The organism is Exiguobacterium sp. s138 (genome assembly GCF_018618775.1).
Lineage (GTDB): Bacteria > Bacillota > Bacilli > Exiguobacteriales > Exiguobacteriaceae > Exiguobacterium_A > Exiguobacterium_A artemiae.
This window is the reverse complement of sequence record NZ_JACSMW010000006.1, coordinates 143,529-157,518: the sequence shown is the minus strand read 5'-3', so window position 1 is coordinate 157,518 and position 13,990 is coordinate 143,529. Positions and strand designations below refer to the sequence as shown.

The following is a 13,990-nucleotide window of genomic DNA, read 5'->3' as shown; positions in this document are numbered from 1 at the left end:
CATTTTCCTATACTTATATTTGCTCTCATACTCAATGAAAATGACCGGATTCCTTCTGTATCACAAGAGGAATCCGGTCATTTATTTTCGTTTGATCACCAGAGTTTCCACCCCGGTGCTCCAGGCGGCGCATTTTCAATCATATGCCAAATCGGAACCGTGTAGGCAAACGCAATTAACGCAAACGTCACGAAAATCCAGAGTTTCCAATTCTCGAAGAATAACGGCGTCTGCATTGCCGCTTCTTCTGTTTCAGCGACAGGAAACTCTTCCGTCCCTTTCGGTGCCCGGAAAGCGAGCTGGAACATCGCAAATAAGAACAGCAGAATCGACAGGAATAAAATCGTTCCGCCGATCGCCATCGCCACGTGGTACGGAATCCAGTCGGCGACAAGAGAATCCTTGAAGTAAGCCGCAGGACCGGTCCGTCTCGGGTTACCGAGTAGTCCTGAGATGTGCATCGCTGTCGACATGAACAGCATACCAATCGTCCATAACATCGTTTGAACCAGTCCGATCCGATTGATTTGTTTCGTCAATGTCCGCCCTCTGAGCAACGGAACCAGCCAGTAGGCCGTTCCAAAAAACGTCAGTGCAACGGCCGCTCCGACCGTGATATGAAAATGTCCTGTCACCCACAGTGTGTTATGGACGACGATATTTAATTGATGGGACGCATTGATGACCCCGCCGGCTCCGGCCGGAATGAAAAATAACATCCCGACAAACGGTGCTAAAAAGCGGACATCCCGGTACGGCATCTTCTTGATCCAGCCGAACAGTCCGGTTGCACCTTGACGGCGCCCCGCCAGTTCAAACGTCGCAAACATCGAGAATGCTGTCATGAGTGACGGAATGATGACCAAAAATGTGAGAACGACCTGAATGTATTTCCAAAAGGCCGAGATACCCGGCTCCAGCAATTGATGATGAAATCCTACCGGGAAAGAAAACAATAAGAATAGTAAAAAGGACATCCGGGCCAAGGCATCAGAAAAAATCTTTCCGCCGACGATTTTCGGAATGACGGTATACCAGACGATATACGCCGGCAACAGCCAAAAATACACTAGCGGATGCCCGAAGTACCAAAAGAGTGTCCGGGACAACTCAATCCCGACTTTGTCCGTCCAACCAAGTGATAACGGTAACAGTTGAAATAGAATCGTTGCAGCGACACCGAGCGTCGCAACCACCCACAATAACACTGTCATGATACTCATGTAGGCCTGCAGCGGCGGATGGACACCCTGATGCTCCCGTTTATAATCCGCGTACATCCGGAACATCGCACCTGAAGAGATCCACGTCCCGACAACGAAGATGACGAGTCCGATATAGAACACCGGATGCGCTTTTAGCGGTGCATAAAAGGTATATAAAACCGAAGCTTCTCCTGCAAGGACCATCCATGTGACAAGGACGACACCAAGCATCATGAACCAAAAGCCGACCCAACCGAGACGTCTTGGGAATTCCTCAAAACGACCAAACGATTGACCTAAAAAGGAAAATAATAATCCAAAAATAAATAAGGTCGTAAACACAATCGCCAGCATCAACCCGTGAGCAGTCAACAATTCGTAATAACCGATGCCTGCAATTTCCGGGATGACACCTGTCCGGACGAGGGTTTGCAACAACCCGCACAATCCACCGATCAGCAACGCCACCAGCGAAAAGCTGACATGGGCAAAGGCCAGTTTAGCTTCCTTCAATCCAATGGCTGTAGCGGGAAGACCACGCTCCATCTCAAACTCCTTTAACTTCTTGGAAATGGCATTCATTTACTCCACCACCTTAATTTTTGTTGACATCATATGATGACCGCTTCCGCAATATTCATTACAGACAATCAAATAGTCTCCGGCTTTTTTAAAGGTGTATTCAATCGAATTGATATGACCGGGTACGACCATCATATTGACGTTCGTCTTGACGATTTCAAAGCCGTGAACGACATCTTTTGATGTCACGAGAAAATCCACTGTCGCTCCTTTTTTGATGACCATGTCCTGCGGAGTAAACTGAAATGCTTGTGATACCATGACCGCTTCATAGCGGTTGTCGTCAATTTTTTTTAAGCCCGGTTTATCAAATGGTTTGGTCTGATCCACTTGAGTCGGATCAATCAACGTCGCATCGGACGGTGGTTGATTGCCGGAGGCGAAAGCAGAAATACCGATGATGACTAAAAAAACGGCTAACATCACACAGCCAAACACCAACCAAATTTTCTCCAAACGATGAATGTGCATTGTCTTTCCTCCTTATCTCGAACTAAATAATAGAAAAATCGATCCCCACATCCCGATGATGACTGAAGCAACCATAAAGACGGCGACGATCGTTCCTGATAAATTCGGCTCTGGTTTACTGCTCATAATGTCCGGCTCCCTTCTCATTTCAACTTGATGTCTTGTCTTTATTCTAGAAAAGACAGATCCATCGAGAACGTGATAAATGTCACACCATTTGTGACGATTTCGCGCTTTCTCTTCTAAAAACACACATAAAGTTCACATATTAGTGCAGAAACGAAAAAGGAATCGACTCAAACAGGAATCACCCGTTCTTTTCCGCTCTATCCTGTAAGAGTCGCGTCAAAAGAGTGATTCCTGTGTAAACGAAAAAAGGCGGCAGAATTGTCATCTGCCACCCTTTTTGTCGGAGAGACTGAGTCAGTCCCTCGGTTCATTTATTAAATCCGGCACACCCCTACCGGGCATCCTTCACAATGACACAAATCTCTTAAATAGTTCGCATCATGGACGATGATTTTGGTTGTCGTCGATGAAATGACCTTGTCTTTTTTCCACTGGGAAAACATACGATTGACCGTTTCACGTGGTGCCCCGATCAACTGACCGAGTTCGCTGTCGGACGGTCGTTTGGATATGACGTAATCTTCCCCGACTTGTTTCCCATGCATGGCAATCAAACGAAGTAAGGTCGAAGCCAGTGCCCCTTGTTTCCCAAACAATAACAAGTCACGCAATTTCGTTTCGGACTGCTTCCGCATCAAGGCTTGCCAGCGCATGATTTCCAAGGCAAACACACCATCCTGCTTCATCAATTCCTCAAGCTTACTTTTCGAAATGACACCCAGTATACTGTCTTCCATCGTTTCAATACTATAAGAACTGGGAAATGCTTCACCGACATCAAACTCACCGAACAAATCTCCTTTAAAGTATAAAAACATCATTAAAGGACTGCCTTTTTTCGTCAGTTTCGATAGTTTGACACCACCCTGCTTCACGTAAAACAACTTATCGTTTAACTCACCTTCCCAACAAACGATGGAATCCTTTTTAAACGTCACCTCTGTCATGAAGTCTTCCAGTATCATTCGTGTTTCTGCCGATAAGACAAACGTATTGGCTTCAGTCGTTCCGCAAGCAAGCATTTCGCATTCTCCTTTCCTGATTCCTTCTGTCCTTAGTATAAAACATCACAGTTCAAAAAAACGTTTTTTCAAAAGATTGTCAAACATTGTTCACTTTTTCACAAAAAAAGATAGATAAAAAAATGACCTCTGTTTGTTTAAAAACGGAGGTCATTTTTAGCTTCAGCGTACTTTTCGATAATAATGATCGACAATCCGGCGCGTTGCTTGACCAGGTTGTTCCGTATACCAGATCGTTTTGAATTGTTCCATCGCCATTCGACTTTCCTGCAATGATACATCCGAATTAATCCAGTTCAACATGATCTCAAACTGATCGGTGCAAGTCACCGGTAACGGATCCGGATAGGAATCGATGATACCAGGAATTTGCCGATACGTGTCGATGTCCGGTGTATACAGAACGGTCGGAACACCGAGCAGACAACTTTCAAAAGGAATCGAGGAATAATCGGTTACCAATACGTCGGTAATTAGTAAGTAATCATTGATTGAATATTCATCTGTCACGAAATGGACATGCGCTTTTTGATGCGTGAACATGGAACGGACCGTCGGATGTAATTTGACGAGAATCGTCCATCCTTGATCAGTCAATTGTTCGAGTTGACGAACCGTCTGTCCTTCCATCCCATTATATTCCCGGTAAGTCGGTGCATATAATAGAATACGCCGCTTCGGTTTGACATAGATGTCGGAAAGTTGTTTTTTTACGGTCTGATGTTGCTCGTTAAACCAATAATCCGTCCGGGGAACACCCAATGTTTTAAAAACTGTCCGGGGAAGATCGTGCGGTGCCATGAATTGTTTCGCACATGCTTCTCCAGGTACGATGAAATCCCCATAACGTTGATACACCCGTTTGAAACGTCGCAGGACATGTTTCGGCACCATCAAACTCCTCGATGACGTCAGTCCGAATTTTTTTAGCGTTCCTGCAGCATGCCATAACTGAATCCGTTTTGTCCCCTGACGGATCGGAGCGACACTGTATTCACCGATATAGTTATCGATGAATAGGTGTTTCGATGTCGCGAGAAGATAAGCCAGTCGAATAAAACGCAGTCTGCGGTAAGGCAAAGCATATTCTGCCGACCAGGCTTCCGGATTTTTCACAAATTTTTTATCATACACCAGATACCTTTTCTCTTTCGGGAATTCCGTGAGGAGCGCATCATTAATCGGTTTCACGTTATCACCGTAAGTGACCCAAAAGAGCGTTACCGGTCTCAGAGGTAACAAGCAGAAGATTCGATAGAAAATCCGAAAAAGCAGCAAATAGATTTGCACGATACTCTCTCTCACGTTACTCCCCCCTTTCCATGAAGAAAGACCGCACGCGAGGTGTGGTCTTTTTTCATCAACCTTTTCCTAACTCCGTTTTAATCTGGCTTGTCGAAATGCCTTCCGTCCGGCTAAGGTAAACGACTTCACAATATTCTTTCAAGAAGTCGAATTCGCCGGCCCAGTCGTCACCCATGACGAATGTATCGATTTGGTGCTCTTGTACATCCGTGATTTTTTGATCCCAGTTATTTTCGGCAATGACTTCGTCCACGTAGCGAATCGATTCCAAAATCAATTTGCGGTTTTCGAAACTGTGATATGACTCTTTGTGTTTTAAGCGATTGAACTCGTCCGTAGAAATCGCAACTACTAAATAATCGCCCATTTCCTTTGCCCGTTTGAGGATGTTGATATGTCCCCAGTGCAGTAAATCAAATGTGCCGTACGTGATGACTTTTTTCATGATGATTCTCCTTTATGCTGATTGCTGACAGGTTGTAACAGACGTTGATAGGCTTGTACAGACGCGGTTCCGTCATCCCACTGGCAAAATTTCTTTTCAAATGCGTCAAATGCCGGACCGTATCGATCGCTCCATTCGTGCAACCGGTCAATCTCTTCAAATAGCCGTGATTGCTGTAAAACAAGCGGACCCGGGGCTTCCTGCTCAAAGTCAAAATAAAATCCGCGCAGTTGATCCCGGTAGTGTTCTAAGTCATACGTGTAAAAAATCATTGGTCGTTTCAGATGGGCATAGTCAAACATGACGGATGAATAATCCGTGACCATGGCATCTGCCGCAATGTACAGTTCTGAAATATCCGGATAATCCGAAGCATTACGGACAGAAGGATAACCCGCCGTATCGACTTGATCCGCTACCAAATAATGCATCCGGATCAATAACGTATATTCAGTACCAAATTGTTTCTCAAACTGCTCCAGCGAAAACGGCAGCTTAAAGGAATAAGACCCTTTCGCCACGTACTCATTGTCTCGCCATGTCGGCGCATACAAAATGATTTTCTTCGTCCGGTCGATGTTGTAACGGGAATAGACCCGTTCGCGTATTTCCGGATGCCGTTTCGTCTCGTAAAACAAATCATTCCGCGGATAACCGATTTCGAGCAATTCACCGGAAAAATCAAATGCCCGTCGAAAAATCCGACTCGAATAAGCATTCGGTGAAATCAACAGATCCCATTTGGATGCTTCACGTGCAAAGTCCCGCTTGTAGCGTTCGGTCGTCGTATCGGCCATCTGTACATCATCCATGTCGAGCGCCAGTTTTTTAAGCGGCGTCCCGTGCCACGTTTGTAAGTAGATGGTCCCTTTACGTTTGAACAACCAGGAAGGAAGCCTGCTGTTCGAAACCCAGACCCGCGACGTGGCGAGCAGATAAATCCAACGAATCGTCATCCGATTAACGGTCCGAACACTTGGATCATCGAAGACACGGTGTCGATCTTTACTGAAGATCAATTCATATTCCGGATGGTCTTTTTTCAGCGCTTCGTAGATCGAACGTGGATTGTCACTGTATTGTTTCCCTAAAAAGCTTTCAAACAGGAAACGATTTGGATGAACCGGTAAACACGCAAATACCCGCATCACGAGATGCAATCCCGTTTCGACCAGCTTCGTTCTCTTAATCCACTGACGTAATTGACGTTTCAAAACTTATACCCCTTAATTTAACAAAAAATTTACTTTTTATAGAATTTCATATAAATCAAACCTCAACCATCATAACAAAAAGCGCATCCATTTGGAATCAGTATTTGAACGCATATAACGGAATGGTAAATCAAACTTCGTCGTATTGTGCACCAGCCCTTTTCGATGGCTGAACGTTTCGAAACTGTATTTGCCGTGATATCCGCCGATTCCACTGGCACCGACACCGCCAAACGGTAAATTATGCTGTGCGACATGCATGAGTGTATCGTTCACGCATCCGCCGCCAAAGGAAATCCGGTTCAAGACACGTTCCTTCACGAATTCATTTTCTGTAAACAGATAAAGGGCCAACGGTTTGTCACGATCCGTGACAAAGGTGATGACATCTTCGATTTCGTCATATACGAGCACCGGTAAAATCGGACCAAAGATTTCTTCCTGCATCAATTTCGAATCAAGAGGAACGTTCGTCATAACGGTCGGAGCCATTTTTCTTGTTTCCGGATCGACTTGTCCGCCGAATTCGATGTTTCCTTGCTCGAGATATCCTGTCAATCGTTCCAAGTGACCGTCCGAAACGATTTTGACATAGGACCCCACGCCGACTCCATTGCCATACTGGGAGAACGCCTCTTCTTCAATCAAACGAAGAAATGTTTCCTGGACGTCCCGATGAACAAAAACATAGTCCGGAGCGATACATGTTTGCCCGGCATTTAACCATTTTCCCCAGGCAATCCGTTTGGCCGCGAGTCTTAAGTCTGCATCCTTGTGGATAATCGTCGGAGACTTGCCGCCCAGTTCAAGCGTGACCGGCGTCAAATGTTTGGCAGCTGCTTGATGAACGATTTTACCGACACGAGTCGAGCCGGTAAAGAAGATATAATCAAACTTCTCTTCCAACACAGCTGTACTTACTTCCGCGTCGCCTTCGATCACGACACCAAAACGCTCATGAAACGCCGTCTCAAACACTTCCCGCAACACACGCGAGACGTTTGGTGTCAATTCCGAAGGTTTTAGAACAACGGTATTCCCAGCTGCAATCGCACCTACGACAGGGGCAAGGGCCAGTTGGAAAGGATAATTCCAAGGTGCGATGACGAGCACGTTTCCGTAAGGCTCAAAACGGATTTCGCTTTTTGATCCGAAATGCAACAACGGCGTTTTGACTCGCCGTGGTTTTGCAAGACGGCGCAATTGTTTTTCCATCCGATTGATTTCGCCGTAGACAAAACCGATTTCTGTCGTAAACGCGTCTTGACGTCCTTTATTCAAGTCGACTTTCAAGGCATCGTAAATGGCTTCTTCATGTGTTTCAATTGCTTGTTTCAAGAACGTCAACATACTTAAACGAAAAGCAATGCTTCGTGTCGCGCCTGTCTTAAAGAAACCCCGTTGTACTTCAATCTGGCGTGCTACATCCAATCCCGTTGTCGTCAATCCCATCCTTAAATCCCCCTTGTGAGCTCATTCATTTCTACCTTCTCATTCTACCATAGCTGTCAGGGCAAATAAAAAAAGCGGAGAGTCTTTTCTCCGCCTTTCGTTTACAGTTGGATTGCTGTTTCAAGTGCGACTTTCATCATGTCGTTAAACGTCGTTTGACGTTCTTCTGCTGTTGTCTCTTCACCCGTCAACAAGTGATCGGAAATCGTCAAGATCGTCAAGGCGTTGACTTTATGTTTGGCCGCAAGTGTGTAGAGGCCTGCCGCTTCCATCTCGATTGCGAGGCAACCGAAGTCCGCCCATTTTTTGAAGTGGTGGAAATCATCTTGATAAAATTGATCTGTCGTAAAGATTTGACCCACTTTTGCGTCGATTCCGTGCTCTTTCGCTGTCATATACGCTTTGTGCAATAAGTCAAACGATGCTGTCGGCGCGTAATCGAGTCCGTTGAAGCGGACGCGGTTTTGTGCCATATCGTGTGATGCACTCATGGCGATGACGACGTCGCGAACTTTGACGTCCGGTGTAATTCCGCCGGCAGTACCGACACGAATCAGGTTTTTTGCGCCGTATGATTGAACGAGTTCATTGGCGTAAATCGACATCGAAGGAACGCCCATACCAGTTCCTTGGACCGAAACTTTTTTACCTTTATACGTTCCTGTAAAACCATACATTCCGCGGACTTCGTTATAAAGAACGACATCCTCTAAAAATGTATCGGCAATATATTTTGCACGAAGTGGATCTCCTGGAAGTAATACGGTTTCTGCAATCTGACCTTCTGCTGCGTTAATGTGTACGCTCATGTACGATTCCTCCTCTAAATAGTGACTAAACCGACAACAACTCTCGGAACTCATTCGGAGTCATTCCGAATTGCTTTTTAAAGACTTTCCGAAAATATTTATCATCATGGTATCCGACTTCAAGCGCAATCTCGTAAATCCGGGCATCCGTCTCACCCAGCAATTCTTTTGCCCGATTTAAACGGATGGTTTGAATATAATCCGATAGATTAACGGAAAAACGCTGTTTGAATCGTCTTGAAATGTATTCTCGACTTAGATAAAAGCGTTCACTCATGAGTTGAAGCGTTAGTTCTTCCGCATAATGTGTCGAAATGTATTTTGCAATTTGATCAATCGCTTCGCCTTGTTCTTGAACAGGACCGATCAATTCCATCGCGCGCCCGAGAGCATCATTCAAAATATCAGGATCAATCGGCTTAAGTAAGTAATCAAACGATTGGTGCAAAATCGCCCGACGCATATACGTATAATCATCATACCCTGTCAATACAATCGTGACGACCTTTGGATGATGATTTTTTGTCCATTCGAGTAAACTTAGTCCGTCGAGTCCGGGCATTTCGACATCCGTCAACATCAAATCGATTTTTTCCTGTTCCAAGAAACGTTTGGCAGTGACCCCGTCATCCGCTTCAAAGATATTACCAATCTGCCAGGTATCCCATTCTCCAAGCAATTTCACCGCGTCGCGCACATGTTTTTCGTCGTCTACGATCAATACATTCATCATAGTTCCTCCTGTTCAACGGGAATTCGAATGACGATTCTAAAACCACCTTCAGCCGGAGACTGCAGGATCATGCTGGCTTCTTCTCCATAAAAGATTAATAGACGTTCGTAGATGTTGTGAAGACCGATCCCGGACGTTTGACGGTCTTCCGGTCGGCGGTGCATCCGCATCGTTTGATCAATACTTTCTAGTTTTGCTTCTTCCATGACTGAACCGCTGTTTTCGACTTGAATGATGAGTTGGTCACCATCGCTTCTGACTTTATAGGCGAGGTAATTTTCCGTCGCATCTGCCTGTTGATTAAACGCATGCTTAAAATAATTTTCAGCAAAGGGTTGTAAAATCATTTTCGGGATCTCAATCGAATTCATGTGCCACGGCACATCGACGATATAACGGAACCGATCCGGAAAACGTTGCTGCTGAAGACGCATGTAGGATTGAAGATGATCGACTTCCTGCTTCAGCGTGACAATCGTCTGTTCATTATTCATGGAATAACGCATCATCTGCGACAATCCTGTAATCGAACGATATGCGATTTTCCGGTCACCCTGTAATGTAGTCGTTCCGATCGATTGCAAGGCATTAAACAAGAAATGAGGATTTAATTGAGATTGTAAAGCCCGCAATTCGTTTGTCCGGTTTTCAAGTGCCAGACGGTATTCCCGTTTGATCAGCCGGTCGATTCGTTGAATCATCCGCTGGAATTGCCGATTCAGCAACCCAATCTCATCGTTGGTCGTCGCAACGAATTGTGCCGATAAATCACCCTGTTCGACACGCCAAACGTTTGCTGTCAGCTGTTTGATCGGCTTCGTGATTTTAAGGGCTGCAAGACTGGCCGCGATAATCATCAAGACTAACGAGCCGATTCCGATCAAAATTAAAATCAGCGCTGTTTCATTGGCACCTTTGACGACCGATGCATATGGGGTCGTCTTGATCAGTGTAATGGGAACTCCTTGTGTTGTCGTTTTGGCATACACGATAAAGGAGTCTCCGACGCGCATGCTCCCACTCTTGCCCGTCAATCGGTCATTCGTGACCGGAAGTTCTTTGCCTGTTTTCGCAATCAGTTGGTTTCCATTCAACAACCAAAGCGATTCACCGGGAAAATTTTCGAACAGCTTCAATTGTTGTTCAAAGACACTCGTCGGAATGTCGACTGAAAGAAAACCGAGCGGTTCATCCGTTTCCACCCGATTGATCCGGTAACGGAAGCTGACGATTTCTTTCTCATCCAAAATCATCGTATGTGTATTATAGGCGGCAATCTGATGTGCCGGATCAATCAGCCATCCGTTTTTTTGTTTCATCAAACGAAAATAATCGGTCTCCTGTAGCCAATCAAACTTTCCCCGGCTTGATGTTTTCATGTTATAGACCGAGTACTCCGAATTTCCTTTTAAGATGACAAAATGAAGCTGCTCAATGTCTTGTCTTGATAAAAAAAGTCCGAGCAACGCCCGTGAAATCACACCTTCCGATTCACTGAGCTCGGCATCTGCACCGACGTTCATAATATTGAGTAAGGAGCGATTGGCATACAAACTTGTCGGCAACCGTCTTACATCTTCCATATAATGACTGATTTGGTTGCTTCCTCTTTTCAAACCGCTCAAGCTCGAACGTTCCGCCTGCTCGATGTTCTGGTGGCGCACATAGAGATAAGAAGCTGATGTAGCAAGCGTCGTCGGAATCAGAATTGCTAAGACGACAAGTCGGATCAAACGTGTTCGGATGCTCTTCATCGCCGTCTCCTCCATCCTTTTTCTTCTAATAAGTAGTATAGCATAGCTGTATCCGCTTACATGTATGTCTTTTATTTGTTTATACCCGTTGTCATTTACTCCAATTTAGATTAACCGAAAAACAATACTTGATTCCGAATGAATATTGATATAACATCGTTAATGTTCGTTTTTAACAAACTTTTGAGATTAAGGTGGTCTTTGACTCATGTTTAAACTTTCAGCACACGATACAACGGTCAAACGTGAAATTCAAGCTGGTTTTATTACGTTCATCACGATGGCCTATATTCTTTTCGTCAACCCGACTATTTTATCGGAAGCAGGCATTCCGCAGGATCAAGCTTTCTCGGCAACGATCGTCGCTACTTTGATCGGGACATTGTTGATGGGCTTTTATGCCAACCTGCCGATTGCGGTGGCACCGGGAATGGGCTTAAACGCTTATTTCACTTATACGCTCGTCATCGGCGAAAAAATTCCTTACCAAACAGCTTTATCCGTCGTTTTTGTCGCCGGAATCATCTTCCTTTTGTTATCCTTGTCTCCTTTACGGACGAAATTAATCGAAGTCATTCCAACTACGATTAAGTTAGCTATCACCGGAGGAATCGGTTTATTCATTGCTTCCCTCGGTTTAAAGATGTCCGGTATTCTTGTGGCCGATCCGGCTACCTTGATTACAATCGGCTCTTTGACGTCACCGGAAGCCCTGATTACGCTGGTCGGATTACTCGTAGCCGCCATTCTGACGGTGAAACGTGTTCCGGGTGGTCTATTGTATGCGATGGTCCTGTCCGGAGTACTCGCTTTCTTAACAGGTGAATTGACGTTCTCAAAAACCTTGATTGCTTTGCCGACTTTACCGGAAGGCATTCTTGTCGCGAATCCCCTCTCTGCGGTTCAAGACGTCATTCAATATGGTCTATTCAGTGGTGTCCTTTCGTTTGTCCTCGTCACGATGTTTGATACGACCGGAACAATGGTCGCAGTCGGCGAACAGGCCGGACTGATCGAAGAAGACGGTTCTCTTAAGAACAGCGAACGTGCTCTGTTGTCTGATTCAACGGCAATGATTGTCGGATCGATGTTTGGAACCAGTCCAACGACGGCTTACGTCGAATCTGCTTCCGGTGTCGCAGCCGGTGGACGAACCGGATTGACATCCGTCACGGTCGGCATCTTATTTGCGCTCTCGGCAGTGTTCGGTCCAATCGTTCAATCGATTTCAAGTGTTCCTGCTATTACAGCACCTGCATTACTCCTGGTCGGTGCCTTGATGCTTCAAAATATTAAACAAATCCAGTGGGAAGATTTCAGCGAAGCCTTTACAGCGTTCATGATCATCATCATCATGCCGCTGTCCGGCAGTATCGCAACAGGGATCGCCTTCGGATTCATCATCTATCCGATTATGAAAGCTGTCCAAAAGCAACGCGTTCACTTTTTGATTTATCTGTTCGCTGTTCTCTTCTTCATTCAATTGTTTTTCTTACATTAAATAATAAAAAACGTGTTGATTCCATTTATTGGAAACAACACGTTTTTTATTATTTCTTCATTTTTTGCCAAGTCTTCGTAAAGTCTTGTAACATCTCTTCTGATGTTTTTTGTTTTCCTACGTATGCCTGCATGATGGCACCAAATTCGTTAACAGCACCGTCCGGATATTTAAACCAGTTCCATGAGATGGTTTTATCTTCTTTAGAGTACTTGATGATATCGTCAGCAAGTGGTCCAAGATCGGCTGCTTCGATTGATTTGAACGCCGGGATAAACTTGAATTTGTTGACCATATAATCTTTTCCTGTATCAGATGTCGCCATCCACTCGAGGAACTTTTTACCTTCTTCTTTATTTTTCGAGTTTTTGTTGACGACCCAGTTATTCGGTACGCCGACCGGAAGTCGATCCATTTTTTCTTTGTCATCATTGATCGGCATCGGAATGAAGCCCATCTCGATATCCGGATTGACATCCGTAATCAATTGTTGCGCCCAGTTTCCTTGTTGGATCATTGCTGTTTTTCCTTCAGCAAACTGTGAAACTTGTGTATTGTAATCTGTCGTCAACGGATTTTTGTTTCCGTACTCGATCGTTAAATCAAACAGATTCATGAACTCTTTAAATTGTTTATTGTCTTCGAACTTCCCTTTGCCGGAATTCAGATCGGCGATGAACTGATCCGGATCATCCTGTTGGGCCATCGGGATATTCATCAAGTGATTTCCAAGAATCCACCACTCGCCGTATCCGATCGAGAATGGTGTCACGCCGTCCGCTTTCAGCTTCTTGGACGCTTCTGTTAATTCTGTTAACGTTTTCGGCAACTCTGTAATACCGGCTTTCTTGAAGATTTCTTTGTTGTAAATGAAACCGTAACCTTCCAAGTTCATCGGCATACCATACAGTTTCCCGTCAATTGTCATCGGTTCTTTTGATAGGTCTGTTAAATCACTGACCCACTTTTCATCCGAAAGATCTTCCAGCTTATCTTGCCATGTTTTCGCTTCTGTAAATCCACCGTTGTTGAAAACATCCGGTTCGTTACCCGAAGCAAACTGAGATTTCAAGGCGGCGCCATAATCCGATCCGCCGCCGACTGTTTGAACGACGACTTTTACGCCCGTTTCTTTTTCATACGCCTTTGCCATCTTTTCCATGTCTTTTGCGATTTCAGCTTTAAATTGGAATACGTTGAGGGTCTTCCCGTCCTTAGAAGAGCCACTGTCCTTTGAGTCATCACTATTGAGTGTTCCACCGCCACCACATGCTGCAAGTGCTACGACCATTGCGGTCGTCATAACTGGTAGTGCTGCCCATTTACGTTTACGCATTCGGATACCTCCCTGATTTTCGAGTTGATAAT

The 13,990-nt window shown here is 45.0% G+C and carries 12 protein-coding genes; 1 reads left to right on the top strand and 11 read right to left on the bottom strand.

The window, feature by feature from the left end; all coding sequences use genetic code 11:
- Window positions 1–95: 95 nt before the first annotated feature.
- The 10 genes from KNP91_RS12955 to KNP91_RS12905 form a co-directional block, all read right to left on the bottom strand.
- Window positions 96–1,787 (bottom strand): b(o/a)3-type cytochrome-c oxidase subunit 1, encoded by a 1,692-nt coding sequence (locus tag KNP91_RS12955; protein WP_251136044.1) that lies wholly within the window; start codon window positions 1,785–1,787, stop codon window positions 96–98.
- Window positions 1,788–2,258: a cytochrome c oxidase subunit II gene (locus tag KNP91_RS12950; RefSeq protein WP_012369502.1), complete on the bottom strand. Its 471-nt coding sequence runs from the start codon at window positions 2,256–2,258 to the stop codon at window positions 1,788–1,790. It abuts the gene before it with no gap.
- 443 nt (window positions 2,259–2,701) lie between these two features.
- A complete protein-coding gene (locus tag KNP91_RS12940) occupies window positions 2,702–3,409 on the bottom strand; it encodes a Crp/Fnr family transcriptional regulator (protein ID WP_012369500.1) in 708 nt (235 codons plus the stop codon).
- Between the two features lie 162 nt (window positions 3,410–3,571).
- Window positions 3,572–4,699 carry a CDP-glycerol glycerophosphotransferase family protein gene (locus tag KNP91_RS12935; RefSeq protein ID WP_353048733.1) on the bottom strand — a complete coding sequence of 376 codons (1,128 nt, stop codon included), beginning with the start codon at window positions 4,697–4,699 and terminating at the stop codon, window positions 3,572–3,574.
- Window positions 4,700–4,769: 70 nt separating this feature from the next.
- The gene (tagD, locus tag KNP91_RS12930) at window positions 4,770–5,159 is read right to left on the bottom strand and encodes a glycerol-3-phosphate cytidylyltransferase (RefSeq protein ID WP_012369498.1); all 390 of its coding nucleotides are present in this window, start codon (window positions 5,157–5,159) and stop codon (window positions 4,770–4,772) included.
- Window positions 5,156–6,373 carry a CDP-glycerol glycerophosphotransferase family protein gene (locus KNP91_RS12925; RefSeq protein WP_214850390.1) on the bottom strand — a complete coding sequence of 406 codons (1,218 nt, stop codon included), beginning with the start codon at window positions 6,371–6,373 and terminating at the stop codon, window positions 5,156–5,158. Before KNP91_RS12925 ends, tagD begins: the two co-directional genes overlap by 4 nt.
- Window positions 6,374–6,442: 69 nt before the next feature.
- Window positions 6,443–7,825, bottom strand: coding sequence for an aldehyde dehydrogenase (locus KNP91_RS12920; RefSeq protein ID WP_012369496.1), 1,383 nt, complete (start codon window positions 7,823–7,825; stop codon window positions 6,443–6,445).
- 101 nt (window positions 7,826–7,926) lie between these two features.
- The gene (gene deoD, locus KNP91_RS12915; RefSeq protein WP_012369495.1) at window positions 7,927–8,634 is read right to left on the bottom strand and encodes a purine-nucleoside phosphorylase; all 708 of its coding nucleotides are present in this window, start codon (window positions 8,632–8,634) and stop codon (window positions 7,927–7,929) included.
- A gap of 25 nt (window positions 8,635–8,659) precedes the next feature.
- Window positions 8,660–9,364 carry a response regulator transcription factor gene (locus KNP91_RS12910; protein WP_012369494.1) on the bottom strand — a complete coding sequence of 235 codons (705 nt, stop codon included), beginning with the start codon at window positions 9,362–9,364 and terminating at the stop codon, window positions 8,660–8,662.
- Window positions 9,364–11,121 (bottom strand): sensor histidine kinase, encoded by a 1,758-nt coding sequence (locus tag KNP91_RS12905; RefSeq protein ID WP_214850387.1) that lies wholly within the window; start codon window positions 11,119–11,121, stop codon window positions 9,364–9,366. The genes KNP91_RS12910 and KNP91_RS12905 overlap by 1 nt, the downstream gene beginning before the upstream one ends.
- 208 nt (window positions 11,122–11,329) lie before the next feature.
- Between KNP91_RS12905 and KNP91_RS12900 the strand changes: the two genes are divergently transcribed.
- Complete coding sequence (locus tag KNP91_RS12900; protein ID WP_012369492.1) at window positions 11,330–12,622, top strand: NCS2 family permease; 1,293 nt, start codon at window positions 11,330–11,332, stop codon at window positions 12,620–12,622.
- 49 nt (window positions 12,623–12,671) lie between these two features.
- On the opposite strand, the gene KNP91_RS12895 is transcribed toward KNP91_RS12900, so the two are convergent.
- Window positions 12,672–13,958 carry an ABC transporter substrate-binding protein gene (locus KNP91_RS12895; RefSeq protein WP_012369491.1) on the bottom strand — a complete coding sequence of 429 codons (1,287 nt, stop codon included), beginning with the start codon at window positions 13,956–13,958 and terminating at the stop codon, window positions 12,672–12,674.
- Between the last annotated feature and the right edge of the window lie 32 nt (window positions 13,959–13,990).

What these genes read in the sequence shown, in the direction of transcription:
- KNP91_RS12900 (WP_012369492.1), top strand. Translation starts at nt 11,330, where the DNA reads ATGTTTAAACTTTCAGCACACGATACAACGGTCAAACGTGAAATTCAA.
- KNP91_RS12920 (WP_012369496.1), bottom strand. Translation starts at nt 7,825, where the DNA reads ATGGGATTGACGACAACGGGATTGGATGTAGCACGCCAGATTGAAGTA.
- tagD (WP_012369498.1), bottom strand. Translation starts at nt 5,159, where the DNA reads ATGAAAAAAGTCATCACGTACGGCACATTTGATTTACTGCACTGGGGA.
- deoD (WP_012369495.1), bottom strand. Translation starts at nt 8,634, where the DNA reads ATGAGCGTACACATTAACGCAGCAGAAGGTCAGATTGCAGAAACCGTA.
- KNP91_RS12955 (WP_251136044.1), bottom strand. Translation starts at nt 1,787, where the DNA reads ATGAATGCCATTTCCAAGAAGTTAAAGGAGTTTGAGATGGAGCGTGGT.
- KNP91_RS12910 (WP_012369494.1), bottom strand. Translation starts at nt 9,364, where the DNA reads ATGAATGTATTGATCGTAGACGACGAAAAACATGTGCGCGACGCGGTG.
- KNP91_RS12950 (WP_012369502.1), bottom strand. Translation starts at nt 2,258, where the DNA reads ATGCACATTCATCGTTTGGAGAAAATTTGGTTGGTGTTTGGCTGTGTG.
- KNP91_RS12940 (WP_012369500.1), bottom strand. Translation starts at nt 3,409, where the DNA reads ATGCTTGCTTGCGGAACGACTGAAGCCAATACGTTTGTCTTATCGGCA.
- KNP91_RS12895 (WP_012369491.1), bottom strand. Translation starts at nt 13,958, where the DNA reads ATGCGTAAACGTAAATGGGCAGCACTACCAGTTATGACGACCGCAATG.
- KNP91_RS12905 (WP_214850387.1), bottom strand. Translation starts at nt 11,121, where the DNA reads ATGAAGAGCATCCGAACACGTTTGATCCGACTTGTCGTCTTAGCAATT.